This window comes from Microbacterium sp. NPDC086615 (assembly GCF_040686055.1).
In the GTDB taxonomy this organism is placed as follows: domain Bacteria; phylum Actinomycetota; class Actinomycetes; order Actinomycetales; family Microbacteriaceae; genus Microbacterium.
Window position 1 is genome coordinate 54,778 of the sequence record NZ_JBFBJJ010000010.1, and the last position, 22,693, is coordinate 77,470.

The 22,693-nt window shown below is 69.7% G+C and carries 24 protein-coding genes and 1 tRNA gene; 14 read left to right on the forward strand and 11 right to left on the reverse strand.

Annotation, left to right across the window (positions count from 1 at the left end; genetic code table 11):
- Positions 1–3: 3 nt before the first annotated feature.
- From AB0O24_RS11425 to AB0O24_RS11435, 3 genes are all read left to right on the forward strand, one after another.
- The gene (locus AB0O24_RS11425; RefSeq protein ID WP_058614267.1) at positions 4–525 is read left to right on the forward strand and encodes a DUF3817 domain-containing protein; all 522 of its coding nucleotides are present in this window, start codon (positions 4–6) and stop codon (positions 523–525) included.
- Positions 522–2,102 carry a glutamine-hydrolyzing GMP synthase gene (guaA, locus tag AB0O24_RS11430; protein ID WP_363374961.1) on the forward strand — a complete coding sequence of 527 codons (1,581 nt, stop codon included), beginning with the start codon at positions 522–524 and terminating at the stop codon, positions 2,100–2,102. The genes AB0O24_RS11425 and guaA overlap by 4 nt, the downstream gene beginning before the upstream one ends.
- Before the next feature lie 193 nt (positions 2,103–2,295).
- Positions 2,296–3,654, forward strand: a complete 1,359-nt coding sequence (locus AB0O24_RS11435) for a glycosyltransferase (protein ID WP_363375122.1) — start codon at positions 2,296–2,298, stop codon at positions 3,652–3,654.
- Positions 3,655–3,789: 135 nt separating this feature from the next.
- On the opposite strand, the gene ligD is transcribed toward AB0O24_RS11435, so the two are convergent.
- Both ligD and AB0O24_RS11445 read right to left on the reverse strand, forming a co-directional pair.
- Positions 3,790–5,013, reverse strand: a complete 1,224-nt coding sequence (gene ligD / locus AB0O24_RS11440; protein ID WP_275799540.1) for a non-homologous end-joining DNA ligase — start codon at positions 5,011–5,013, stop codon at positions 3,790–3,792.
- 241 nt (positions 5,014–5,254) lie between these two features.
- Positions 5,255–6,139, reverse strand: a complete 885-nt coding sequence (locus AB0O24_RS11445) for a Bax inhibitor-1/YccA family protein (protein WP_275797514.1) — start codon at positions 6,137–6,139, stop codon at positions 5,255–5,257.
- Between the two features lie 143 nt (positions 6,140–6,282).
- On the opposite strand from AB0O24_RS11445, the gene AB0O24_RS11450 reads away from it, so the two are divergent.
- The 4 genes from AB0O24_RS11450 to AB0O24_RS11465 are packed head-to-tail and all read left to right on the forward strand — an operon-like array spanning position 6,283 to position 10,335.
- A complete protein-coding gene (locus AB0O24_RS11450) occupies positions 6,283–7,272 on the forward strand; it encodes a glycerophosphodiester phosphodiesterase family protein (RefSeq protein WP_275797516.1) in 990 nt (329 codons plus the stop codon).
- Between the two features lie 53 nt (positions 7,273–7,325).
- A complete protein-coding gene (locus tag AB0O24_RS11455; RefSeq protein WP_363374965.1) occupies positions 7,326–8,255 on the forward strand; it encodes an NAD(P)-binding protein in 930 nt (309 codons plus the stop codon).
- 47 nt (positions 8,256–8,302) lie between these two features.
- Entirely contained in the window at positions 8,303–9,259 is a 957-nt protein-coding gene (locus tag AB0O24_RS11460; RefSeq protein ID WP_275797520.1) for an ABC transporter ATP-binding protein, read from the forward strand.
- Entirely contained in the window at positions 9,256–10,335 is a 1,080-nt protein-coding gene (locus AB0O24_RS11465; RefSeq protein ID WP_275797522.1) for an ABC transporter permease, read from the forward strand. Before AB0O24_RS11460 ends, AB0O24_RS11465 begins: the two co-directional genes overlap by 4 nt.
- A 130-nt stretch (positions 10,336–10,465) precedes the next feature.
- Here AB0O24_RS11465 and AB0O24_RS11470 read toward each other — a convergent pair whose 3' ends face one another.
- From AB0O24_RS11470 to AB0O24_RS11480, 3 genes are all read right to left on the reverse strand, one after another.
- Positions 10,466–11,302: a DUF72 domain-containing protein gene (locus AB0O24_RS11470; RefSeq protein ID WP_275797577.1), complete on the reverse strand. Its 837-nt coding sequence runs from the start codon at positions 11,300–11,302 to the stop codon at positions 10,466–10,468.
- Complete coding sequence (locus AB0O24_RS11475; RefSeq protein WP_275797524.1) at positions 11,299–11,484, reverse strand: hypothetical protein; 186 nt, start codon at positions 11,482–11,484, stop codon at positions 11,299–11,301. The genes AB0O24_RS11470 and AB0O24_RS11475 overlap by 4 nt, the downstream gene beginning before the upstream one ends.
- 257 nt (positions 11,485–11,741) lie before the next feature.
- On the reverse strand, positions 11,742–12,737 hold the full coding sequence (locus tag AB0O24_RS11480; protein ID WP_275797526.1) for a GTP-binding protein: 996 nt from the start codon (positions 12,735–12,737) through the stop codon (positions 11,742–11,744).
- Between the two features lie 79 nt (positions 12,738–12,816).
- Here AB0O24_RS11480 and ykgO point away from each other — a divergent pair, with 79 nt between their 5' ends.
- The 4 genes from ykgO to AB0O24_RS11500 are packed head-to-tail and all read left to right on the forward strand — an operon-like array spanning position 12,817 to position 13,803.
- The gene (gene ykgO / locus AB0O24_RS11485; RefSeq protein WP_056226526.1) at positions 12,817–12,939 is read left to right on the forward strand and encodes a type B 50S ribosomal protein L36; all 123 of its coding nucleotides are present in this window, start codon (positions 12,817–12,819) and stop codon (positions 12,937–12,939) included.
- Between the two features lie 20 nt (positions 12,940–12,959).
- Complete coding sequence (locus AB0O24_RS11490; RefSeq protein WP_275797529.1) at positions 12,960–13,154, forward strand: hypothetical protein; 195 nt, start codon at positions 12,960–12,962, stop codon at positions 13,152–13,154.
- A 48-nt stretch (positions 13,155–13,202) separates the two neighbouring features.
- Positions 13,203–13,520, forward strand: a complete 318-nt coding sequence (locus AB0O24_RS11495; RefSeq protein WP_275797531.1) for a metalloregulator ArsR/SmtB family transcription factor — start codon at positions 13,203–13,205, stop codon at positions 13,518–13,520.
- Complete coding sequence (locus tag AB0O24_RS11500; protein WP_275797532.1) at positions 13,507–13,803, forward strand: hypothetical protein; 297 nt, start codon at positions 13,507–13,509, stop codon at positions 13,801–13,803. The genes AB0O24_RS11495 and AB0O24_RS11500 overlap by 14 nt, the downstream gene beginning before the upstream one ends.
- Before the next feature lie 120 nt (positions 13,804–13,923).
- Here the strand turns inward: AB0O24_RS11500 and AB0O24_RS11505 are convergent, their stop codons facing one another.
- The 5 genes from AB0O24_RS11505 to AB0O24_RS11525 form a co-directional block, all read right to left on the reverse strand.
- Positions 13,924–15,204 carry a hypothetical protein gene (locus AB0O24_RS11505; protein WP_307382623.1) on the reverse strand — a complete coding sequence of 427 codons (1,281 nt, stop codon included), beginning with the start codon at positions 15,202–15,204 and terminating at the stop codon, positions 13,924–13,926.
- 95 nt (positions 15,205–15,299) lie between these two features.
- The gene (locus AB0O24_RS11510; protein WP_275797536.1) at positions 15,300–15,524 is read right to left on the reverse strand and encodes an RNA-binding S4 domain-containing protein; all 225 of its coding nucleotides are present in this window, start codon (positions 15,522–15,524) and stop codon (positions 15,300–15,302) included.
- Positions 15,525–15,675: 151 nt separating this feature from the next.
- Positions 15,676–15,751 (reverse strand) — tRNA-Met (locus tag AB0O24_RS11515).
- A 36-nt stretch (positions 15,752–15,787) separates the two neighbouring features.
- The gene (locus AB0O24_RS11520) at positions 15,788–16,504 is read right to left on the reverse strand and encodes a GntR family transcriptional regulator (protein ID WP_275797538.1); all 717 of its coding nucleotides are present in this window, start codon (positions 16,502–16,504) and stop codon (positions 15,788–15,790) included.
- Entirely contained in the window at positions 16,485–17,390 is a 906-nt protein-coding gene (locus AB0O24_RS11525; protein WP_275797540.1) for an EamA family transporter, read from the reverse strand. Before AB0O24_RS11525 ends, AB0O24_RS11520 begins: the two co-directional genes overlap by 20 nt.
- Positions 17,391–17,610: 220 nt before the next feature.
- On the opposite strand from AB0O24_RS11525, the gene AB0O24_RS11530 reads away from it, so the two are divergent.
- A complete protein-coding gene (locus AB0O24_RS11530) occupies positions 17,611–18,549 on the forward strand; it encodes a hypothetical protein (RefSeq protein ID WP_275797541.1) in 939 nt (312 codons plus the stop codon).
- Here the strand turns inward: AB0O24_RS11530 and AB0O24_RS11535 are convergent, their stop codons facing one another.
- Positions 18,550–18,957, reverse strand: coding sequence for a YccF domain-containing protein (locus tag AB0O24_RS11535; RefSeq protein WP_275797543.1), 408 nt, complete (start codon positions 18,955–18,957; stop codon positions 18,550–18,552).
- Positions 18,958–19,037: 80 nt separating this feature from the next.
- On the opposite strand from AB0O24_RS11535, the gene AB0O24_RS11540 reads away from it, so the two are divergent.
- Together AB0O24_RS11540 and AB0O24_RS11545 are read left to right on the forward strand one after the other, a co-directional pair.
- Positions 19,038–21,485, forward strand: a complete 2,448-nt coding sequence (locus AB0O24_RS11540) for a UvrD-helicase domain-containing protein (protein ID WP_275797545.1) — start codon at positions 19,038–19,040, stop codon at positions 21,483–21,485.
- Positions 21,486–21,552: 67 nt separating this feature from the next.
- A complete protein-coding gene (locus tag AB0O24_RS11545) occupies positions 21,553–22,611 on the forward strand; it encodes an SseB family protein (RefSeq protein WP_275797547.1) in 1,059 nt (352 codons plus the stop codon).
- Positions 22,612–22,693 lie beyond the last annotated feature (82 nt).

The following is a 22,693-nucleotide window of genomic DNA, read 5'->3' on the forward strand; positions in this document are numbered from 1 at the left end:
CGCATGCCGCGTCCCCCGAAACTCGCCTCTTTCCCGGCGATCCGCGGAGCCCTGACCTTCTACCAGATCTGCTCGATCATCACCGGTATCGGCCTTCTGCTGCTGGTCACCGAGATGATCCTGAAGTACACGCCCATCCACGTGGAGCTGTTCCTGGGCGGATCCGGGGGGTTCCTGTGGTTCGCGGATGCCATCGCCGGCCCCGGATGCCAGTGGTTCTCCCTCTTCATCCCCGGCGGCGACGGGTGCGAGATGATCTCCACGGGTGATGGCGTCAACATCTCGTTGGCGATCCTGGTGGTGCACGGCTGGTTCTACGTCGTGTACCTCATCTCGTGCTTCCGCGTGTGGAGCCTGATGCGCTGGCCGTTCCGTCGGTTCGTCTTCCTGGCCCTCGGTGGCGTCGTCCCGTTCCTCTCCTTCATCCTCGAGGTGCGTACCGCTCGCGGCGTACGCGCCTACCTCGCCGAGCGCGAAGCCGCCCTGGCATCCGCTCCCGTTCCCGCCCCGGAAGGCAACCGGTGACCGAACAGACCGAAACGTCCCAGCGCCCCGTCCTCGTCGTCGACTTCGGCGCCCAGTACGCGCAGCTGATCGCCCGCCGCGTCCGCGAAGCGGGCGTCTACAGCGAGATCGTGCCGCACACCGCCTCGGCGGAAGAGATCGCGGCCAAGAACCCCGTGGGCATCATCCTCTCGGGCGGGCCCTCGTCGGTGTACGAAGAGGGAGCCCCGAGCCTCGACGCCGGAGTCTTCGATCTCGACGTGCCGACGCTCGGCATCTGCTACGGCTTCCAGGTCATGGCCAAGGCCCTCGGCGGCGAGGTCGCGAACACCGGCCTGCGCGAGTACGGGGCGACGGACGCCACGATCGTGACCGAGGGCACCCTGCTCGAGGGGCAGCCGGTCGAGCAGAACGTGTGGATGAGCCACGGTGACCAGGTGTCGCGGGCTCCCGAGGGCTTCGAAGTGCTCGCTCGCACCGCGCACACGCCCGTCGCCGCCTTCGCGAGCGACGCACGTCGTATGTACGGAGTGCAGTGGCATCCCGAGGTCAAGCACTCCGACCACGGCCAGCACGTGCTCGAGAACTTCCTGCACAAGGCTGCGGGTCTCCCCGCCGACTGGAACAGCGGCAACGTGATCGCCGAGCAGGTCGAGCGCATCCGCCAGCAGGTCGGATCATCGCGCGTCATCTCGGCACTGTCGGGCGGCGTCGACTCCGCCGTGTCGACCGCCCTCGTGCACGAGGCCGTCGGCGACCAGCTCATCGCCGTGTTCGTCGACCACGGGCTGCTCCGCCAGGGCGAGCGCGAACAGGTCGAGAACGACTACGTCGCCTCCACCGGGGTGAAGCTCATCACGGTCGACGCGCGCGAGACCTTCCTGAACGCCCTCGCAGGCGTGAGCGACCCCGAGCAGAAGCGCAAGATCATCGGTCGCGAGTTCATCCGCGCGTTCGAGAAGGTGCAGGCCGACCTCGTCGCCGAGGCCAAGGCCGAGGGCGAGCAGGTGCGCTTCCTCGTGCAGGGCACGCTCTACCCCGACGTGGTCGAGTCCGGCGGCGGCACGGGCACCGCGAACATCAAGAGCCACCACAACGTGGGCGGGCTCCCCGAGGATCTGCAGTTCGAGCTCGTCGAGCCGCTGCGCACCCTCTTCAAGGACGAGGTCCGCGCGATCGGTCGTGAACTGGGCCTTCCCGAGGCGATCGTCGGCCGCCAGCCCTTTCCGGGGCCCGGTCTTGGCATCCGCATCGTGGGCGAGGTCACCGCTGACCGTCTCGAGATCCTGCGTGCGGCCGACGCCATCGCCCGCGCCGAGCTGACCAAGGCCGGCCTCGACGACGAGATCTGGCAGTGCCCCGTCGTGCTTCTCGCCGATGTGCGCTCGGTCGGCGTGCAGGGCGACGGTCGCACCTACGGCCACCCCATCGTGCTGCGTCCCGTGTCGTCGGAAGACGCCATGACCGCCGACTGGACCCGCCTGCCCTACGACGTGCTGTCGAGAATCTCGAACCGCATCACCAACGAGGTGAAGGACGTCAACCGCGTGGTGCTCGACGTGACGTCGAAGCCGCCGGGGACCATCGAGTGGGAGTGAGCCCTCGGCCACTCGCGCGGCAAGACGCCGTCGTCCTCCGGGCGGCGGCGTTTTTGCTGCGAGCGTTGGTCGTGGTGCCCGGTTTGGGGCGCGAATCGGCGGTCGGGGCGGGGAATGGCGCGCCCCGAACGGACGAACACGCCCCAAGCGTGGGTACGCGGGTACCGGGATGCCAGGGGAGGATGGAGGCGTGATGCCGTTCCCCGACGCCTGGTACCTGATCCTGTCGAGCAGGCTCATCCCCGACCTCGACGGCGGGTACACGATCTCGACGCTCGCCCGCGCGCGTCAGATGGCGGATGCCGGTGCGCAACCGCTACTTCTCACGGTCGATCCGGGAACGCCCGACGCCCATGCCCAGCACCGCGCGACGTTCGTGGAGCGCGGGGCGGCGGCGGCATCCGAGGTCTTCCGTAATCTCTTCGATGAAGCGGTGGACGTCGAGGGAGGGGCCGCGGAGTGGCTGCGAGGGGCGGCCATGCCCGGCGAAGCCGATCCAACCCTGGAGTACCGCGACGTCGCGGGCGGCGCCGTCTCCCTGCCCAACGTCATCGACCCCGATTGGCACCTGACGACGGCGCCGATCGTGATCCGGGATGCCGCGGGCGAGCCTGTCGGCGTCGTCGCCGGGTTCGGTGCGCTCTACCGCGCGTGGCTCGCGCACCTCACCGGACAGCTCCGCGCGGAGAATCCGCGTCCCGTCGTCGTCATCTGCGAGTCGCGGCAGCTCGGGGAACTGATCGTCGGCTGGGGAGACGATGAGGTCCGGATCGTGCACACCGTCCACACGATCCACCTCGAAGCCCCTTACCGTGCTGACTCCGACCTCAACGCGCTCTGGACGCGATGGTTCGAGATCGCTCCGCGCTTCGACGCGGTGCTGTGGCCCACCGCGCAGCAGCGGGACGACGTGCGCGAACGTTTCGGGACCGCGGCGAACGACCTCGTCGCGCCGCACGCCGTCCGCGCGCCGGAGAGGGTCGTCCCCGCGGCGGACCGCGACGCCGGTCGTGTCGTGGTGCTCGGGCGCCTCGCTCCCGGCAAACGTCTTCCCGCGGCCGTCCGTGCGTTCGCCCGGGTCGTCGCAGAGGTCCCCACGGCGCGGCTGGAGCTGTGGGGAGCCGGCGCCCAGCGAGAGGCGCTCGAAGCTCTGGTCGCCGAGCTCGGCCTGGCGGGAAGTATCTCGCTGCCCGGGCTCACGAACGACCCCGGTGCCGTCCTCGACGGCGCGGCCGTGTACCTCACCACCTCGGCTTTCGAGGGGCAGGGGCTCGCCCTCGCCGAAGCCCTCGCGCACGGTACCCCCGTGGTGGCCTACGACATCCGCTACGGCCCGCGCGACATGCTTGCCGGGGGAGGTGGCATCCTGGTTCCGGATGGCGACGAGGGCGCCCTCGTCGCGGCCCTCGTTCGTGTGCTGACGGATGCCGAGGTGCGCGAGCGGCTGTCGACCGAGGCCGTGGACGCGGCGGCGACCCTGAGTCCGGCGCGCGCGATGCAGACGCTGGCCGCGGCGTGCGGTGAGGCCTTGACGCGCCCGCGGCGCCGCTGACTCCGCCCGGGTGCGAGGCGCGAGGTGTCGTTCATATGCAGGACCGGTGGGGCTGATGTGCACGCTGCGCCTCGTTCGGCTCCTGTTGCGATGAACGCTCCTACATCTGGACCACGACCCGACCGGTCGACGGCCTCACTTCCGGCCGGCCCAGGGGTCGTAGTCGGCGATCAGGTCCTCTTGCGCGGGACGTTCGGCATCCGGGACATGCTGCAGGTTCACCCGCACGCGGTACCAGAGCGAGCTCGAACCGCGCATGCCGTCGACGAGGATGTCGGCCGGGTGGAGGGCGTCCGCGGCTTCCGGATGCCGTGACTTCCACGTCTCGAGGGCATCGAGAGCTTCGGGCTTGGTCTTCGTGCGCGCGACCTCGATGAGAGGCATGGTCGAGGCGCGGCGACCGGAGCCGTCGGAGCCGCGCGGAGGCTTCTCGGCGGGCCCCAGCTCTTTCGCGAGAGCCAGGAGGGCGTCGAGGGATCCTGCCGCGTCGTCGATCCCGGCGTGCGGATCGCCGATCGCGCGGAAGCGCTCGGGCACGGTGAGGACGGTGAACTCTTCGGGGCGGCGGTCGCGGACCTCGTCCCACGTCAGCGGAGTCGACACGCGCGCGTCGGGGAGCGCCCGGATCGAGTACGCCGAGGCGACCGTGCGGTCCTTTGCGTTCTGGTTGAAGTCGACGAAGACGCTTTCGCCGCGTTCCTCCTTCCACCAGCGAGCGGTCGCGAGCCCGGGCGCGCGGTTCTCGACCTCGCGGGCGAGCGTCTCGGCGGCGAGGCGCACGTCGGCGTAGTCCCACTCGGGACGGATGCGCACGAGGATGTGGAGCCCCCGCGAGCCCGAGGTCTTCGGCCATCCGACGAGCCCGTGGTCTTCGAGGACCTCGCGGGCGATGAAGGCGACATCGACGATCTGTGCCCAGTCGACCCCGGGCATGGGGTCGAGATCGACGCGCAGCTCGTCGGGGTGGTCGAGGTCCTCGGCCCGAACGGGGTGAGGGTTGAGGTCGAGGCAGCCGAGGTTGACGACCCACGCCAGGCCCGCGGCATCCCGGATCACCGTCTCCTCGGCGGAGGTGCCGGAGGCGTAGTGGAGGGTTGCGGTGTCGATGAAGGCGGGGTGCTTGTCGGGCACACGCTTCTGGAAGAACGGCTCCTGGTCGAGGCCCTTCGAGAAGCGCTTGAGCACCATCGGTCGGCCTCCTGCTCCCCGCAGGGCGCCCTCGGCGACGTCGAGGTAGTAGCGCACGAGGTCGAGCTTCGTCAGGCCTGGGGTGGGGAAGACGACGCGGTCGGGACTCGTGACGCGCACCTCATGGCCGTCGATGTCGAGGATCTCGGGGGGAGTCTTCGCGGGGCTCATGGCGCGAGGCTAGCGCCGGGTGGCGCGTGCGCCGCACCCCTTGCGGAGCGTGGCGCGCGGGGCTCGCAGAGAACGTCGAGTGTCCAAAACACGCCGTTACGAACGACGCCGTTGCGGCGTGTCTTGGACACTCGACAGGCGGGCGGGCGGGCGAGCTAGCGAGCGGGTGAGCAGGCGGGCGGGGCGCGCCGGGAACGACGAAGGGCCGCCCCGGAACGGGACGGCCCTTCGAGCGGAACGTTCAGTTGTTGCCGCGCAGGATCGCGATCAGGCGCAGGATCTCGACGTACAGCCACACGACGGTGACCATGATGCCGAAGGCGCCGACCCAGCCGTAGACACGAGCCGCTCCGTTACGCACGCCGCGCTGAATCTGGTCGAAGTCGAGCACGAGCGAGTACGCGGCCATGATGACCACGACGACACCGATGATCACACCGAGCGGGATGCCGAGGATCTTGACGGTGCTGTACATGCCGAACGCGCCACCGGCGATCGGGGCGTTGAACAGCATCAGGACGATGTTGAGGAGGCCGAACACCATGTAGCCGACCATGGCGATCAGGAAGATCTTCGTGGCGCGGGCCGAGGCGCGCACCTTGCCGCTCGCGAACAGCGCGAGGGTCACACCGACGACGGAGAGCGTCGCGAGCGTCGCCTGGATGACGATGCCCGGGTAGATGAACTCGAAGAACGCCGAGATGCCACCGACGAACAGACCCTCGAACGCCGCGTAGGCGAGGAAGACGGGGACGGACGGCTTCTTCTTGAAGATCGCGACCATCGCGAGCACGAAGCCGACGAGGCCACCGACGATCATCGGGGCGGCGCTGGGGCTGGGGTTCGCGACGCTGACGCCGGCCATCGACCAGATCCAGCCGACGACGGCGCCGACGACGAGCACGCCGAACAGCGCGAGCGTCTTGAAGACGGTGTCTTCGATCGTCATGCGATCGGTTTCGACGGCACCCGCCGCGGGGGCGGTGTACATGCCCTCGAGGTTGGCCGCTTCAGCAGCGGCTGCCGCGCTCGCGGCGGGGGCCGCGGGAGGGCTGTAACGGGTCTGGGCGCCGGCACGAGGGTCCTGGAACGCCGGGGTATTGAATGCCGGGTTATTGAGGGCCACGGGGACTCACACTCCAAATGATGGTCATCACAGCACCGTGCTGTCAGACAACACTAGCCGAGCAGGGTGCGAGATTCCTTGTGTTGACTGGGATTCCGCTATGAGCAAGGGAGTCGTTCACCCGCCGTCGCTACCGTGGGCGGGTGCCGCTCAACCGCCCGCTGATCATCGGCCACCGAGGCGCTCCCGGGTACCGCCCCGAGCACTCGCCGAGCTCGTACGCGCTGGCGATCGCCGCGGGAGCGGATGCCGTCGAACCCGACGTCGTCCCCTCGAAGGACGGCATGCTGGTCGTCCGCCACGAGAACGAGATCGGCGCCACGACCGACGTCGCGACGAGGCCGGAGTTCGGGGACCGTCGCACCTCGAAGGTCGTGGACGGGGAGCGGCTGACCGGGTGGTTCGTCGAGGACTTCACATGGGACGAACTCCGCACACTCCGCTGCCGTGAGCGGATTCCGGCCCTGCGACCGGGCAGCGCGGCTTTCGACGACACCGAGTTCGTGCTGTGTCTGCGAGACGTCCTCGACCTCGCGCGGTCGGGTGGTGTGGGGGTCGTCCTCGAGATCAAGCACGCGGCGGCGTTCGCCGCCCAGGGCTTCGATATGGCGGCGCTCGTTCGCGACGAGTTGCGCGAGGCGGACTGGCTCGACGACCCGACGCTGGTGATCGAGTCGTTCGAGCCCCTCGTGCTGGCGCGACTGCGAGAGCTCGGCATCCGGTCGCCGCTCGTGCAGCTCATCGAAGCGGGCGGGGCGCCGTGGGATCTGCGCGAGCGCGATGGGGCGGAGGCCGCGACGTACGCGTCGATGTTGACGCCCTCCGGGCTGGACGCGCTCGCTCGCGAGGTCGATGGCATCAGCCCCGACAAACGGCTCATTCTGGACCCCGGGCGGCTCGGGCGGGCGCGCGGCCCCGCCCGGTTCGTCGCCGAGGCGCAGGGCCGGGGTCTCCGTGTCTTCACGTGGACATGCCGCCCCGAGAATATGTTTCTCCTGCCGGGGTATCGTCGGCACGGAGGTCGGGCCGCATTCGGTGATTTCCGGACCGAGTGGGCCGTTCTTCGCGATGCACGGCTCGACGGGGTGTTCGTCGATCATCCCGACCTCGGCGTCGAGGTGTTCCGCGGCTGACGGCCGACCGCAACCCCTGCCGATCGGTGGGTCGGCCGCGTGAGGATGGCCGCATGACGGTTGACGTGACGGTGGTCGGCGGTGGCATCTCGGGCCTCGCGTGCGCGCGGGCGGTTCAGGATGCCGGGAAGACGGCGCGCGTGCTCGATCGCGGGCGCCGCGTCGGCGGGCGTCTGTCGAGCCGCACGTTCGAGGGGCGTCCGGTCGACCTCGGGGCGTCGTACTTCGTCGTCGGCGAGGCGGACCGATTCGGGCACGTCGTCGCGGACTGGGAGGAGCGTGACCTCGCGCGCCCCTGGACCGACACGTTCGTCGTCGTCGACGCGGACGGGAACCAGACGCCGAAGCCGGGGCCCATGCGATGGGCTGCTCCGCTCGGGCTCCGCTCACTCGCTCTCGATCTCGCGCAGGGGCTCGACGTCGTGTCGGAGCGGGTGGTCGAGAGCGTGGAGCTGTACCTCGTCGACGGGGAACCGTCGGGCGAGGTCGTGCTCGCGATGCCGGAACCGCAGGCGGCGCGCCTCACCGACGTCCGTCTCGGCTCGGCGGCCGCGTGGGAGCCCGTCATCGCCGTGGTGCTGCGGTGGGAGGAGCGACACTGGCCGGCCGATCTGCACGGCGCCTTCGTTGACGGCGATCCGGACGTGTCGTTCATCGCCGACGACGGGGATCGCCGCGGCGACGGTGCACCCGTGCTCGTCGTGCACACGACCGCTGACCGCGCGCGGCTGCATCTCGACGATCCGGACGGGGCGATCGCGCCTGTCCTCGCCGCCACCCGCCGGCTCCTGCGGATCGCCGTCGACCCCGTCTCGGCCTTCGCGCACAGGTGGACGTTCGCGCGTCCGACGGCGACGACCGGTCAGCCCTTCTTCCGGTCGCCCGGTCTGTCCGCGTGCGGGGACGCGTGGGGCGAGAGCGCTGCGGTGCGCACCGCGTGGTCGTCGGGCGATGCTCTCGGCCGCGCGCTCGCGGCATCCTGAATCCGTTCTCCCGAGGCGATGTCGGAGGGCCCCTCTAGGGTGGGGCCATGGATGTGGGGATCGACGCGGCGGGGGTGCGGCGCTCGTTCGGGACCGTTCACGCGGTGCAGGACGTGACGTTCGCGGCGGCACCGGGCCGGGTGACGGGGCTCGTCGGCCCCAACGGCTCGGGCAAGACGACGCTCATGCTGATGCTCGCCTCGTTGCTTCAGCCCGACGCCGGTGAGGTGCGGATCGGCGGCGTCGACCCGATCGCCGACCCCACGGGTGCGCGCCGTCTTCTGGGGTGGATGCCGGACTCTCTGGGCGCGTGGCCGAGCCTGACGGCGCGCGAGGTCCTCGTCGCGACGGCGCAGCTCTACGACCTTCCGCGCGCGGCGGCGCGCACGCGTGCCGACGAACTCCTGGCGCTCGTCGACCTCGCCCCGCTCGCGACGTCCGCGGCGCGGGTGCTCTCTCGCGGGCAGAAGCAGCGTCTCGCGCTCGCGCGGGCTCTCGTGCACGACCCGAAGGTGTTGCTGCTCGACGAACCGGCGTCGGGGCTCGACCCGCAGGCGCGCATCGCGCTGCGCGTGCTGCTGCGGCGCCTGGCCGCCGAGGGGCGCACGATCCTCATCTCGAGCCACGTGCTGTCCGAGCTCGAGGAGGTCGTCGACGACGCGGTCTTCATGATGGACGGCCGCACGGTCGGAACCGACCGGGTCGCCGCGGCGGCGACGCGCACACGGTCGTGGCGGGTGCGGCTGCTCACCGATCCGTCGCGCGGGGCGCAGGCGGGTCGCGCCGAGGTCGCGGCGGCGCTCGGGCGTGCCCCCGACGAGGTCGGGGTCGATCGCCGAGACCTGCTCGTGCCGTTCGCCGACGAGGCGGGGGCCGTCGCCGGGCTTCGCGCGCTGGTCGGTGCCGGCGTCCCGGTGGTCGAGTTCGCTCCGGCGGTGGGAGATCTCGAACACGCCTTCCTCGACCTCAGAGTCGGCCCCGGCGGCGAGGGGAGCCCCGCATGAACCTCCACCGTCTCAGGACCGTGATCGGCATCGAGCTGCGTCAGCGCGTGCGCTCGGTCGGGTGGTACGTGCTGCTCGGGGTGTTCTTCGTCATCCTGATGGCTGTCCTCGCGCTGTCGTTCGCGTCGTTCGCGCTCGCCAGCGGGGGCAACGAATGGTTCTTCTCCCTCGTCATCATGCTCGTGCTCCTGCTCGTGCTGCTCGTGTCCCCGACCCTCAGCGGCAGTGCCGTGAACGGGGATCGGGACGCCGCAACCCTCGCGCCCGTCCAAGTGACGCTCGTCACGACGGCCGAGATCGTCATCGGCAAGTTCCTCGCCGCGTGGATCTCGGGGCTCGCCTTCCTCGTCGTGGCCGCGCCGTTCCTCGTCGTCGCCACCGCGGCGGGCGGCCTGAACCCGGGCGTGATCCTCGCCTCGCTCGGCATCCTGGTCCTCGAGGTCGGGGTCGTGGCCGCCGTCGGTGTCGGCTTCAGCGCCGTGGTCGCGCGGCCGATCTTCTCGGTCGCGAGCACGTATCTCGTCATCGCCGCGCTGTCGATCGGAACGCTGATCGCCTTCGGTCTCGGCGGACTCGCCCTGCGGTCCGAGCAGGTGTCGATCACGCGCGACTTCGACTGGAGCGCTGCACCTGAGGGCTGTGATCCCGGCGTGCGGCCCCGGGACACCGGGTGCCCGTCGTACGAGGAGCTCCCGTGCATCGAGAACCGCTACACCTCGGAGGTGCCGCGCTTCGATCGCGTGTGGTGGGCGCTGGCCGCGAACCCGTTCGTGATCCTGGCGGATGCCACGCCGCCGACCTACGTCGACGGGTATCCCCGCGACCTGTTCTCGCAGATCGCCTATAGCGTCCGCCTCGCTCAGAAGGCGCCCGAAACCGAGACGCGGTTCGACGGGTGCGTGGCACCCGACGTCCCGTCGTACGAGACGCCGGAGGAGCAGCTCGAGGGCACGGTTCCCAGCTGGTTCGTGGGGCTGATCGTGCAACTGCTGATCGCGGCCGGGTTGCTGATCTGGGGAATCGGCCGGACCCGTACACCGGCGAAGCGCCTGCCGCCGGGGACGCGTATCGCCTGAGGTCGCGGCCGACGTCGGGGCGGAGTGCCCGGGCTGACGACTCGGGATCGAGGGTCTCGAGACTGGGGGTCGGGGGAGGGCGGCGGCGTCAGCGCTCGAGGCTGGAGGGGTGGAGTCGTGTGCGTCGCCCTCAGCGCAGCCGATCGGCCAGTGCCACCGCATCATGCGGAGCGCGGCCACGCGCGTCGTTGTCGAAGTAGGCATAGACATCGCGCGGCACGCCGTCCGTCGAAGCGGTGCCGTCGAGCCAGCCGCGGATGCGATCGGCCCAGGCATCGAGCTCCTGGCCGGCGTAGCCGCTCGCGTAGAGCTCGGTGGAGCCGTGGAGTCGCACGTAGACGTGGTCGGCGGTGAGGGCGTCGAAGACGGGCCAGCGGCCCGCGGTATCGGCGAGGACGAGGGCGACCCCGTGTGCGCGAAGGATCTCGGCCGCCCGCGGATCGGAGAAAGATGCCGAGCGCGGTTCGAGCGCGTGGCGGAGGGGCATATCGGCCTCGACCTCGAGCCAGTCGCGGCCGTCCACTCGCTGATCGTGCTGCCGTGCGAGTTCGAGGGCGGCGCCGGTCGTCCGCGGGAGCTGCGAAAGGAAGCCGTCGAGCACGTCGGGATCGAAATCCACCCGTTCGGGCAACTGCCAGAGGAACGGGCCGAGGGTCGGGCCGAGCGCGAGCACCCCCGACGCGAAGAAGTTCGCGAGCGCCGTCTGCACACCGACGAGGCGCAGCATGTGCGTGACGTAGCGCGATCCTTTGACCGCGAAGACGAAGTTCGCCGGCACCTCTTCGCGCCAGCGCCGGTAGCTCTCAGGACGCTGCAGCGAGTAGAACGAGCCGTTCAGCTCGACGCTGCGGAGACACTCGCCGACGTACGCGAGCTCACGCCGTTGCGCGAGCCCGCGCGGGTAGAAGTCTCCCCGCCAGCGCGGATAGCGCCAACCGGAGATCCCGATGAAGGCTGTCGCGCTCAGGCGTGGCCCTCCGCGGCCGGGAAGCCGGGGTCGACGGCGTTGCCCGTGTCGTCGGCGAGATCGACGTGCTCTTCGGCCTCGGCGGCGTCTTCGCGCACTTCGTCGGTTACGGCGTCGGTGGGGGCGGCCGAGTCGGCGTGGGCGTCGTCGGCGTGGCGGGAGGGGATGTCAGGAGTGCTCATGCGTCCACGGTGCGCCCTCGCCCCGTCGTGGTCGACAGGCTTGCGCTCGAGGGCGAGAGGTGCGAGGGGCCGGGGGAGGACAGGGGGCCAGGGCAGGACTCTTCCGCCCGGATCGTCCTCCGCCCGTCCCCTCTCCTCCCGCCGTCACGGTGCCGCGCCGTCGGGCAGCGCGTGTCGTCGCGAGATCGGGGCGCGTGCCGCGCCGTCGGGCAGCGTGTGCCGTCGGGGAACCGCGGCCCGTGCCGTCGCAGCGCGCGTCAGTCCGTGGCATCCGGGATCGACGACTCGACCGCGGGCCAGGCGGGGAGCGGGTCGTCGAACGAGGTCCACGCTGCGGGACCGGCGGCGAGCTCGGCGTCGGTCAACGCGGCGTCGTCGAGGATGTGCGCGAGCCGTGGAACGGAGAGATCGAGTCCCGTGAACGCGATCTCCTGACCGAGGCCCATGCGGCCGTCGTCGGCCCCGATCGGTTCGATCCACATCGCCGAGCCCACGTGCTCCCACCGGGCCAGGATGCCGGGACGGCTGGCGAGGCGGCAGAATCCCGCCGAGCGGACGAGGCGTCCCGCAGCCCCGTCATCGAGCCGGTCGAGGGCGGCGGAGAGACGCGCAGGGTGGAACGGGCGGACCTGCTCGTAGCGAAGCGTCATGACGCGGTTGTCGCGCATGTAGGGGTCGTGCTCGTCGTTCAGGGCGTGGACCCATCCGGCGCGCTCGAGGATCTCGCCCTCGTGCGACGCCTCGGACGCGAGGTCGTTGAGCGGGTCGCGCGTCAGCCGGACCACCGCGCCCGGGTTCAGGTGCGACGCCAGAGCCATCTGCACGGCGAGGGCGGGTGTCGGCACCTGCTCCCAGTTGATCCAGACGATGCGGGTCGCCAGCTCGAGAGCGAGAGCGGCCTGGCGCGCGCGGGCACCGACGTCTCCACGCGTGTCGCCGGGGGCGGCGGATGCCACGAGCGCGGTGTCGTCGAGGAGGTCGCCGATCATGTGCCGCGCGTCCACGACGCAGACGGCCTCGACCTCGGAACCCCCACGCGCGGCGATCGAGTGGATGAGGTCGACGTCGGCGGCCATGTCGACGACCACGTGCTCTTCGTCGGTTCGTGGCCGAGGCAGGGGCAGCGCGTGCGCGGCGCGGAGGTCGGCGAAGCGCAGCAGGTGGAGCGGTCTCCCCAGGGCGATGGCGGTTCGTTCGGCGTAGGACCGGCGTTCGGGGGCGCAGACGCCCATGATGGCGATCGTTCGGCGCATGGCATCCACCTCTCATTTGTCAGGGAGCTCTCGACACCTTACCTTGTTAATGAGAACGGTTATCAAAAAGGAGAACGCCATGAAGGTTCGCGCCTCGATCAAATCCCTGAAGAAGCAGCCCGGCGCGCAGGTCGTGCGTCGACGCGGCAAGGTCTTCGTGATCAACAAGCTCAATCCGCGCTTCAAGGGGCGACAGGGGTGAGTCGTTCGTAGACTCGCGGCGTGGAGTGGTGGGGTCTGATCGCCGGTGTCGCGATCGGTCTCGCGCTCGCGGGGCTCGGGGCGTCGCGGGGTCGCGCGATGCTGCGGCGCCGCCAGGCGGAGGAGATTCAGGATGCCGCGACGTTCGGGTGGATGAAGCTCGAGCCGCCGCGCGGCGACGACCCCGGCGATAACGCGAACGAGAACCGTTCTTGATTGCCTAAACGTATTGCAAAGCGTTTATGTGTGTGGTCTTCTTGAGATGTGGACAAGATCGCGGGGCTCGCTGACGCCGCCGAGCTGTTCAAGGTCCTCGGCAACGACTCGCGTCTCGCGCTCGTGTGGCTGCTGAGCCGCGAACCGCTCACGGTCGGCGCGCTCGCCGAGCAGGCCGGCCTGTCGCAACCGTTGGTGTCGCAACACCTGCGCACGCTGCGGCAGGCGGGATTGGTCGAATCCGAGCGCGAGGGAAAAGAGATCCGATACGCCCTCGCCGATCAGCACGTCGCGCACGTCGTGCTCGATGCGATCGCCCACGTCCAGGAAACGACCGACCAGGGGAACGAACATGAGCACCACTGAGACCCACGCCGAGCACACCGTCGACGAGCACGCGCACGGCGACAACTGCGGCCACGAGGCCGTCGAGCACGGCGACCACGTCGACTACGTGCACGGCACGCACCACCACGCGCTGCACGGCGATCACTACGACGAGCACGAGGCCCAGGCTGAGCACACCGTCGACGAGCACGCCCACGGCGACGACTGCGGCCACGAGGCCGTCGAGCACGACGACCACGTCGACTACGTGCACGACGGTCACCGTCACGCGGCCCACGCCGATCACTACGACGAGCATTGAGGTGTGACGGCATCCGGGCCCGAACCTCGGATGCCGTGAGGCCCGTCTCCCGATGAGGGGGCGGGCCTTCGCGTTTCCGCTCTCGTTCAGTTCGGTAGTCAACCCTGCCGATGACGGGCGCTAGGGGTGAGGCTGCACCCTTCGTATTCGTCCCCCCGCATCCTTCGCGTAGATGGTGGGTGGGCCGTCGCCAGGAGCCACGTGCTCGAGAGTCGAGAGGATCTCCGAGATATCTTGGCCCCACTGAGAGCCGCTGCGGTGCTGCGAGTACGCGCCGACCCCCCATCTCTGGAAGGCGTAGAAGTAGGCGAAATCCTGCAGTGCCAAGACATCAGGGGGTGTGCGGTATTGCCAGGTTGTCAGTTCGCCGACGACGTCGAGCCAGTCCTGGTAGACGAGCATGAACCGCAGTGAAGGAGACGGGTGAGTGTCCGAGCGCGCTGATTTGTCGGTGTGCCAGCCGTTCCACACGAGCGCCTCGAGAGCAAGCAGTGATCCGCAGGCCTGGGTGAGAAGGTCGTCAGACGAGAACGCAGAATCGAGTACGAACTGATTGGCGAGAAGATCGCACGCGATCTCGTCGCGGTACTTGTAGAGAATCCCCCCGAATGGTTCCAATTCTCCTCGGAGCGAGTCCCATTCATCCTCTTGGAGAGAGGGCCACAGCTGGTGGACCTTTTCGTACGCAGCATGTCTCTGTGTGGCCGTCGTGCGGAGATGCGCCATCTCGTGGGCGATCGCCCAACGTACCGCAGCCGAAGTCACCCGAGTAGTGAATATCTCATCGGCGGTGTTGTGAATGAGGTCTTCCGTCGTCGCGGGCGTCGCCGTGTTCGGATCGGTGTACTCGAACAACGCTCTTCGTGCTTCGCCGACCTGCTGCCATGTCAAGCCTGACCGCGTGACGGTTGCGAAAAGAGGGAAGACGTCAGCGATTCGCGAACAGAGTTCTATGTATCGGATCGGGATGCTCACTGTGGGTCGGTCTCTGGCGGCCGAGGACGACGGCATGTCATCGTCGTCCGTGATCGCCACAAAGACCGACGACGACGTCTTGATCCGACCGGCTCCACTCGTTGGGCTCCCGGATCGGGAGGGCATTTCCCAACCCCGCATCCATTCCTCGATCAATTCCGACGAGGCGAAAGGGTAATCTCCCGTTTTCCCCACGGCGGCGATGACGCGCGCTTCTGGTTGAGAGGGGGGCTTCTTTCGCCCGAGGTGCTTCTGGCGTGAGGCCTCGAGCTCGCTGGTGTCGTTGACTGTACGCTCGATCTGCGTGAGGGACGGGTACTCGGCGGTGAGATCCAGTAGGGGTTGTGCGGCACCCCACGGGTAGGTCGCGTGCCGCGCGAGCGCCGCTTCTGATCGAAGCCGTCGTAGTCGGCTGCCTTTGCCCATGGAATCGCAGTGTAGGGTGTTGCGGCGCGCGGGGATGGATAGGCCGAGTAGAAGCAGCGCGTCACGTCTTAGTTGACGGCAATGTGCCTGCGGGGTCAGGGCTGAACGCGGAACGCGCGCTCCTCGAATCCGACCACGTCGCCGAGCTGCAACTGCCGCCCGCGTCGCCGTTCGACCTCGCCGTTCACCGTCACGTAGCCGTCGATGATCGCCTCCTTGGCGTCTCCGCCGGAGTCCAGGATGCCGGCGAACTTCAGGAACGCGCTGAGGCGGATGCTCTCGCTGCCGACGGGGACGTCCTGGGGTGCGGGGCGGGTCATGGTTTCAGCATGGCAGGGTCTGCGCGCGATCCCCTCTTGAGTGTCCAGAACACCCGGACGATTCTCCGGCGGTCTCAGGGTGTGTTGGACACTCACGGGGAGGCGCCGCGGCCGGGAGGTCGAAGCGAAGGGCTCGGCGGGAACCGAGACGTGGACGCGACGGCGGGAGTCGAACCCGCCACGCCTTCGGTTATGAGCCGAGGCCCGGGACCGCCCGGATCGCCGCGATGTGCCCCCACGCTAACCCGGGCCCGACGGGCCTCCTACGGGCGTTGCGGATCGTGACCGGATGTGTCGTCGCGTGGCGAAGAAGCTCGCCGACTCTCCAGGATCGCCCGCGTCGAGTGCTCCAGATGGGCGCGCACGGCCCGTTGCGGATCCGCCCACGCCTCCTCGACGTACGCGCGATGCTCCTCGGTCAGAGCCCCGGGCGCGTACGCCGGGCGCACATGCGTCAGCAGCAGGTGCATCTCGGAATCGAGGCGCCGATACTCCTCCGCGATCCGCGGGCTGCCGGCCGCATCGACGAGCGCGAGATGCACGCGCGCGTGCGCGTCGAGCGTGGCGGGCCAGTCTCCGGATGCCTCGGCGGCGGCGAGGGCATCGAGGGCGGCGTCGACCTCGGCCGGACGGATGCCGCGATCCCGCGCGATCCGCACCGCTTCGGTCTCGAGGGCGCAGCGCAACTGCTGCAGGGCGACGAGCGCGTCGTCGTCGAGGAGAGAAACGCGGACGCCGCGATAAGGCTCCGCGGTGACGAGGCGCTCGGCGGTGAGCCGGGTGAGCGCCGTGCGGGCGGTGTGCCGCGAGACGCCGTGCGTCGCGCTCAGCTCCTCCTCCCGAAGGGGCGTGCCGGGCGCCAGTTCGCCGGAGAGGATGCCGGCACGCACCGCGTCCGCGACGAGGTCGGCCGCGCGAGGGCCGGGTACGTAGGCTGCTGTCGCGGCGGAGGCGGGGGAGTCACGCGGGGGCCGTGGCATCCGGAACCTCCTGACGTCGACGAGACGGAACCGACACGACGGCGAGGCCGACGGCGATGAGCGCGAGGCCGAACGCGCTAACGGGTGTGAGCTGCTCGTGCAGCACGAAGAGGCCGAGAAGGGTCGCCGCGAGGGGCTCGGCGAGGGTGAGCGTCGAGACCGTGACGGCCGTCAGGCGCGCCAGACCCCAGCCGAACAGCAGGTACGCGACCGTCGTCGTGACGACTCCGAGCCAGAGGGCGAGCGCCAGCCCGTTGGGGGTTGCGAGCCACGACCCTCCCGCGATCAGCAGAACCGGCAGGCTCGCGACGGCGGCCACGCCGAACACCGTTCCCATCACGCGCGTGGAGTCCCACCCCCTCTCGATCAGCGCCTTTCCGCACACCGTATAGAGGGCGTACGACATTCCCGCGCCGGCCGAGGCGAGCAGTCCGCCCGGCGCGAGCGCCACCGCCCCGCCGGTCACGCCCGACACGAGCACGACGCCGGTGAGCGCGATGGCGGTGGCGAGCATCCACCGGGGGGAGGGGAGACGGCGCGAGCGCACGGCATCCACGATCCCCGTCGCGATGGGGGCCGATCCGAGGGCGACGACCGTGCCGATCGCGACGCCGTTCTCGCGCGTCCCAAGAAAGAAGAGAGGTTGATAGGCGAGGACGCCGATCGCTCCCACCGCGATCAGTCCCGCGGTCGAGAAGCGCGATCCTGTCGGCGTCGGCGTGCGCGGGCGGCGCGCGAGGGCGAGCAGACCCAGGATGCCGCCGCCCACGACGATCCGCGCCGCCCCGACCGCCAGAGGCGAGGCGTCGACGCCGGCGAGCGCCTGCGCGGTTCCGGTCGTGGAGAAGCACAGCGCCGCAGCGAGGATCGCGAGAGCGGAAAGCATGAGTGGATTGTTACACAATCTGGCCGCGCGTGTGGCCGCGCCGGCGAGCTGCCGTGCCGTCGGGCGGAGGTCGTCGGGAACACGCCGGTTCCGGATGCCGTGTGGCGGCGTGTCGGTGATGAACTCCGCGCGACGGTACGCGGGGCGGGGCGCGAGCGGCGGCGCTTGACCCCGTCCTCTGCCGGACGGACGCTCAGGAACCGCTGTGTAACGTAGGTGCATGGCGACGACGGCGGGGCGAGGCATCCTGGCCCTGATCGTCGCCGGCGGACTGCTGGTGTCCGGCGGCATCCTGGCGATGCTGGTCGATCCGTTCGCGCGGACGCCCATCGAAGTCGATTCCACGACCGAGTGGCTCGCCCGCATTCTGCTGCTGTTCGGGGTGGTCTGGATCGTCGTCGGCATGGTCGCGGCCCGCACGCGTCTCGTTCGCCGTCCCGGTGCCGCCGCCGCTCGCGCGAGCTGGATCGCCTCGACGCGGCCGTGGCGGGCGGCGGAATCGAGCCTCGGCCTGCTGCCCCTCGACCGCTGGCTCATGATCGTCGTCCCCGCGGGTGTCCTCGTCGCCACGCGCGTCGTGCAGACTCCGCGCGACGGGCTCTGGGGTGCCGCCCTCGCCGTGCTCGGGTGGCTCTTCTTCGCCATCGTCGTGCGACTCCTGCTCGGGAAGCGCTCGCCGTGGCCGATCATCGCCGCCGTCGGAGGAGCGCTCGTCCTGCGGTGCGTCGTCGCGCTCGCGGTGATCTCGCTCTCGGGTCCCGAGGGGATCTGGCCTGCGCTGTGGGCGATGCCGATGGTCCGCGTGCTCTATCTCGCGCTGGCGTTCGCGCTCCTGGCATGGGTGTTCGTCGTCGCCGGCTGGTCGCTGCGCCCGCAGCTGGGGCGCCGGCGCGCGACCGGTGTCGCCCTGGCCGGGATGGGGATCGCGTACGCCCTGCCCGCGGTGACGATCGCCGTCGTGGGGGCCGGCGACGCCCTGCGCTCGTGGAACGAGCAGATCGGGGTGCTGCCCTGGGACCTCGTCCGGCTCACAGGCGGGCGCGACGGTGACATCCCCGCCGAGCTCGTCATCGGCGCGGCCGTGACGGGTGCGGTCGTGACGGTCGTCGGCATCCTGCTCGCTCTTCCGCAGCGCTCTCGCGAACGCTCGACGCTCTAGTCAGCTCCCCAGGGTGCGGTCGAACGGACCGCCCCGACGAATGTCGCGCACCTCCTTACCCAGCGGCATGAGCGACACCGGCACGAGCTTGAAGTTCGCGATGCCCAGCGGGATGCCGATGATCGTGATGCACAGCGCGATGCCGGTCAGGATGTGCTCGAGGGCGAGCCACCACCCGGCGAGGATGACCCACACCACGTTGCCGAGGAACGAACCGACTCCCGCGGTCGGCTTGGCCACGATCTCGCGCCCGAAGGGCCAGAGCGCGTAAAGCCCGATGCGGAACGCCGCGATGCCCCACGGAATCGTCACGATGAGGATGCACAGCACGATCCCCGCCAGCATGTAGCTGACGAAGAGCCAGAAGCCCGACAGGACGAGCCACAGGATGTTGAGGATGAGGCGCATGCCTCCATCATGGCGGGAGGACTCCGGATGCCAAGGGGGCGAGGCCCATGTCGGAGCCCCCGCCTAGACTTGGACGCGCCATGACCGACGCCTCCACGCCCCTGATCGTCGGCGGTCCCGCACCGTCGGATGCCCGCCCCGACGCCGACCTCCTCCAGGGTCTCAACGGCCCCCAGCGCGAGGCCGTGACCTACCGCGGGCAGGCGCTGCTCATCGTGGCCGGTGCCGGCTCGGGAAAGACGAGTGTGCTCACCCGGCGCATCGCCTCGCTGCTGCGCACGCGCGAGGCGTACCCCAGCCAGATCCTCGCGATCACCTTCACGAACAAAGCCGCGGGCGAGATGCGCGAGCGCGTGCATCAGCTGATCGGTCAGAAGGCCGATGGCATGTGGATCTCGACGTTCCACTCCGCGTGCGTGCGGATCCTGCGGCGCGAGGCCGAGCAGTTCGGTTTCACCAAGGCCTTCACGATCTACGACTCGGGCGACTCGCGGGCGCTCATCAAGCGTCTCGTGAAAGAGCACGAGGGCGATTCGTTCGGACTCACCCCCGCCGGCACGCAGAGCCGCATCTCGAAGCTCAAGAACGAGCTCGCCGACGCGGAATCGTATGCGCGATCGGCCAACATGAGCGACCCCGCCGAGCGCATCTTCGTCGAGATCTTCTCGTCGTACCAGCGCGAGCTGCAGCGGGCCAACGCCTTCGACTTCGACGACCTGATCGCCCAGACCGTCTATCTCTTCCGTGCCTTCCCGCAGGTGGCCGACCGCTACCGCAAGCGCTTCCGCCACATCCTGGTCGACGAGTACCAGGACACCAACCACGCGCAGTACGCGCTGATCCACGAGCTCACCCGGCCCGTGGGGTCCGACGCCGAGCCGTTCTCCTCCGGCGGCATGATGATCTTCGACGCCGACCCTTCGACAGGCTCAGGGACCGACGGGGGCGCCGCGTCGCTCACCGTCGTCGGCGACTCCGACCAGTCGATCTACGCCTTCCGCGGCGCCGACATCCGCAACATCAGCGAGTTCGAGCGCGACTACCCGGGCGCGAAGGTCGTGCTGCTCGAGCAGAACTACCGCTCGACGCAGAACATCCTGTCGGCGGCCAACGCCGTCATCGCGAACAACTTCGACCGCAAAGACAAGAAGCTCTGGACCGACGTCGGGGCGGGCGACCCGATCATCGGCTTCACCGGCTACTCGCAGCACGACGAGGCGCAGTTCGTCGCCGACGAGATCGAGGCGCTGCACAAGAAGGGCGTCGACTACTCCGGCATCGCGGTCTTCTACCGCACCAACTCGCAGTCGCGTGCGCTCGAAGAGATCTTCATCCGCTCGGCCGTGCCCTACAAGATCATGGGCGGCACGAAGTTCTACGAGCGCGCCGAGATCAAAGACGCGCTCGCCTACCTCGTCGCCGTGGCGAACCCCGCCGACGGCATGGCGGTCCGCCGCATCCTGAACCGCCCGCGACGCGGTATCGGCGACGTGACCGAGACGGCCATCGCGCGCTACGCCGCCGAACACGACATCACCTTCCGTGACGCCCTGGCCAACTCCGCGCAGATCGGCGTCGGGCCTAAGCTCCAGAAGGCGATCGACCAGCTCGACGCGGTGCTCACCGAGGCCACAGCGATCATGCTCCCGGCATCCGGGGAACTCGCTCCCTCCACCTCGGTCACCGAGGGACTCACCCTGCTGCTCAACAAGAGCGGATACTTCGACGCCCTGCGCGCGAGCAAAGACCCGCAAGACGAGGCCCGCCTCGAGAACCTCGACGAGCTCATCGCGGTCACTCGTGAGTTCGCGCGGAACAACCCCGAGGGAACGGTGATCGACTTCCTCACCGAGGTGACGCTGGTGGCGGATGCCGACGACCTCGACGACGCGTCCGGCTCGGTCTCCCTCATGACCCTGCACACCGCGAAGGGTCTCGAGTACGACGCCGTCTTCCTGACCGGTGTCGAGGAGGACCTGCTCCCGCACCGAATCTCGGCGAACGAGCCCGGTGGTCCTCAGGAGGAGCGGCGACTCTTCTACGTCGGCATCACGCGCGCGCGTAAGCGTCTGCACGTGTCGCTCGCGATGACCCGCGCGCAGTTCGGCGAGGTCACGGTGGCGATGCCGAGCCGTTTCCTGCAAGAGATCCCGGCCGACCTCATCGACTGGCGCCAGTCGCCGGGCGACGTCAACGGTCGAGGCGGGTCGCAGTCGCGCGCGCTGAATGCGCGCGGCCGCCGCCCGGGTCAGAGCGGGGGCGGAAGCCGCTACGGAGACGACCTCGTCCCGCTGCCGAAGCGCGCGCCGGCCGACCCGAGCAAGTTCCCCAACCGCATTCCCGCGAAGGTTCGCGACAACGGCGACATGGTCCTGGCATCGGGTGATCGCATCCGTCACGACGACTTCGGTGAAGGTCGTGTGGATGCCGTGACGGGCGAGGGAGCGAAACGCGTCGCGCACGTGCGCTTCGACACCGTCGGCCCGAAGAAGCTGCTGATCAAGATCGCGCCGATCACCAAGCTCTAGCCGGAGGGTCACCTCCGAGTTCACCCGGGGGCGACGCGAGAAGAAGGCACGCGGCTAGGCTGGCCCAATGGCTCTTTTCTCGCGCCGAAACAAGTCCGACGACCGCGCCGACACCACGATCGAACCGGGCGAGCAGCCCGTCGACCCGGCCGGTCCAAGCGACGCCACCGATTCCGCGGACGCCGGCACCGAAGCCGCCGCCGCACCCACCCCGAACGTCACCATCTCGACCTCTTCGTTCCGCGGGGTCGGTGCCGCTCCCGAGACCCCCTCGACGCCGCCGGTCGCGGCACGTCCGTCGGCGCGGCAGCCGGGCCCGATGGAGGCGCCCGAGGGCTTCGAGTCGATCCCCGGCCTGCGCGACAACGCGCTTCTCGCGACGGCGCTGGCCGAGATCAAGGGCCAGCCGGAGCCTCCTCAGCTGCTGAACGTCGCTCGCCAGTTGCTGCAGGGACACGTCTTCCTGCGCGTGAAGGGTGACGCACGCGCTCTTCTCGCCGAGGGCAAGGACCTGCCCCTCGCGATCGCGACCCGCGGAGACGAACAGCTCGTCCTCGCCTACAGCAGTGGCCAGGCGCTCAGCAAGAGCGTCGAGGCCGACGGCGACCGCGACACCTCCGCGATGGGGCAGCCGATCATGGCGCTCCTGCGGCACGTCCTCGACGGTCCGTACGCCGGAATCGTCCTCGACCCGGCGTCCGACGACGCGCGTGCCGTGCTGCCGTCGGCGCTGCTGGAGCGAATGGTCGGCGAGGCCGATGAGCAGCTGCGCGTCAAGACCGCGCTCAGCGAGAAGCGCACCGACGACACGGCATCCGCGATCGTCTCGGCGATCGTCGACGGTGTCCCGCTCTGGATCGCGGTGAACCAGACCGAAGAGGGCGGAGCGGTCGGCGTCGCCGAGTCGCGCTCCGCCACGGGCGAGCGCTTCCTCGAGGTGTTCTCGCACCCGCTCGAGCTCCTCGCGCTCGGTCGCGGCGACCAGCCCGTGCCGCTCAAGGCGGAACAGCTGGCCAAGGCCCTCGCGAGCGACGAGGGGCTCACCGGCCTGCTCGTCGATCCCGCCGGCCCGTGGATCCGTCTGTCGCGCGCCGACCTCGCTCCGGTTCTGGCGCTCGCGGAGTAATTCGTCGCGGGGCTAGTCCTCGCGCGGTGTGCGCGGGACCGACTGCGGGCTGTGCGTCAGGGCTCGGACCGGCGCGTCCCGT

Excerpts from the sequence above, each read along its gene's own strand:
- ligD (WP_275799540.1), bottom strand. The coding sequence starts at position 5,013 with ATGAGCCCCGCGAAGACTCCCCCCGAGATCCTCGACATCGACGGCCAT.
- AB0O24_RS11530 (WP_275797541.1), top strand. The coding sequence starts at position 17,611 with ATGGCGACGACGGCGGGGCGAGGCATCCTGGCCCTGATCGTCGCCGGC.
- AB0O24_RS11540 (WP_275797545.1), top strand. The coding sequence starts at position 19,038 with ATGACCGACGCCTCCACGCCCCTGATCGTCGGCGGTCCCGCACCGTCG.
- AB0O24_RS11500 (WP_275797532.1), top strand. The coding sequence starts at position 13,507 with ATGAGCACCACTGAGACCCACGCCGAGCACACCGTCGACGAGCACGCG.
- AB0O24_RS11460 (WP_275797520.1), top strand. The coding sequence starts at position 8,303 with ATGGATGTGGGGATCGACGCGGCGGGGGTGCGGCGCTCGTTCGGGACC.
- AB0O24_RS11475 (WP_275797524.1), bottom strand. The coding sequence starts at position 11,484 with ATGAGCACTCCTGACATCCCCTCCCGCCACGCCGACGACGCCCACGCC.
- AB0O24_RS11520 (WP_275797538.1), bottom strand. The coding sequence starts at position 16,504 with ATGCCACGGCCCCCGCGTGACTCCCCCGCCTCCGCCGCGACAGCAGCC.
- ykgO (WP_056226526.1), top strand. The coding sequence starts at position 12,817 with ATGAAGGTTCGCGCCTCGATCAAATCCCTGAAGAAGCAGCCCGGCGCG.
- AB0O24_RS11435 (WP_363375122.1), top strand. The coding sequence starts at position 2,296 with ATGCCGTTCCCCGACGCCTGGTACCTGATCCTGTCGAGCAGGCTCATC.
- AB0O24_RS11535 (WP_275797543.1), bottom strand. The coding sequence starts at position 18,957 with ATGCGCCTCATCCTCAACATCCTGTGGCTCGTCCTGTCGGGCTTCTGG.
- AB0O24_RS11525 (WP_275797540.1), bottom strand. The coding sequence starts at position 17,390 with ATGCTTTCCGCTCTCGCGATCCTCGCTGCGGCGCTGTGCTTCTCCACG.
- AB0O24_RS11505 (WP_307382623.1), bottom strand. The coding sequence starts at position 15,204 with ATGGGCAAAGGCAGCCGACTACGACGGCTTCGATCAGAAGCGGCGCTC.
- AB0O24_RS11425 (WP_058614267.1), top strand. The coding sequence starts at position 4 with ATGCCGCGTCCCCCGAAACTCGCCTCTTTCCCGGCGATCCGCGGAGCC.
- AB0O24_RS11545 (WP_275797547.1), top strand. The coding sequence starts at position 21,553 with ATGGCTCTTTTCTCGCGCCGAAACAAGTCCGACGACCGCGCCGACACC.
- AB0O24_RS11455 (WP_363374965.1), top strand. The coding sequence starts at position 7,326 with ATGACGGTTGACGTGACGGTGGTCGGCGGTGGCATCTCGGGCCTCGCG.
- AB0O24_RS11480 (WP_275797526.1), bottom strand. The coding sequence starts at position 12,737 with ATGCGCCGAACGATCGCCATCATGGGCGTCTGCGCCCCCGAACGCCGG.
- AB0O24_RS11465 (WP_275797522.1), top strand. The coding sequence starts at position 9,256 with ATGAACCTCCACCGTCTCAGGACCGTGATCGGCATCGAGCTGCGTCAG.
- AB0O24_RS11510 (WP_275797536.1), bottom strand. The coding sequence starts at position 15,524 with ATGACCCGCCCCGCACCCCAGGACGTCCCCGTCGGCAGCGAGAGCATC.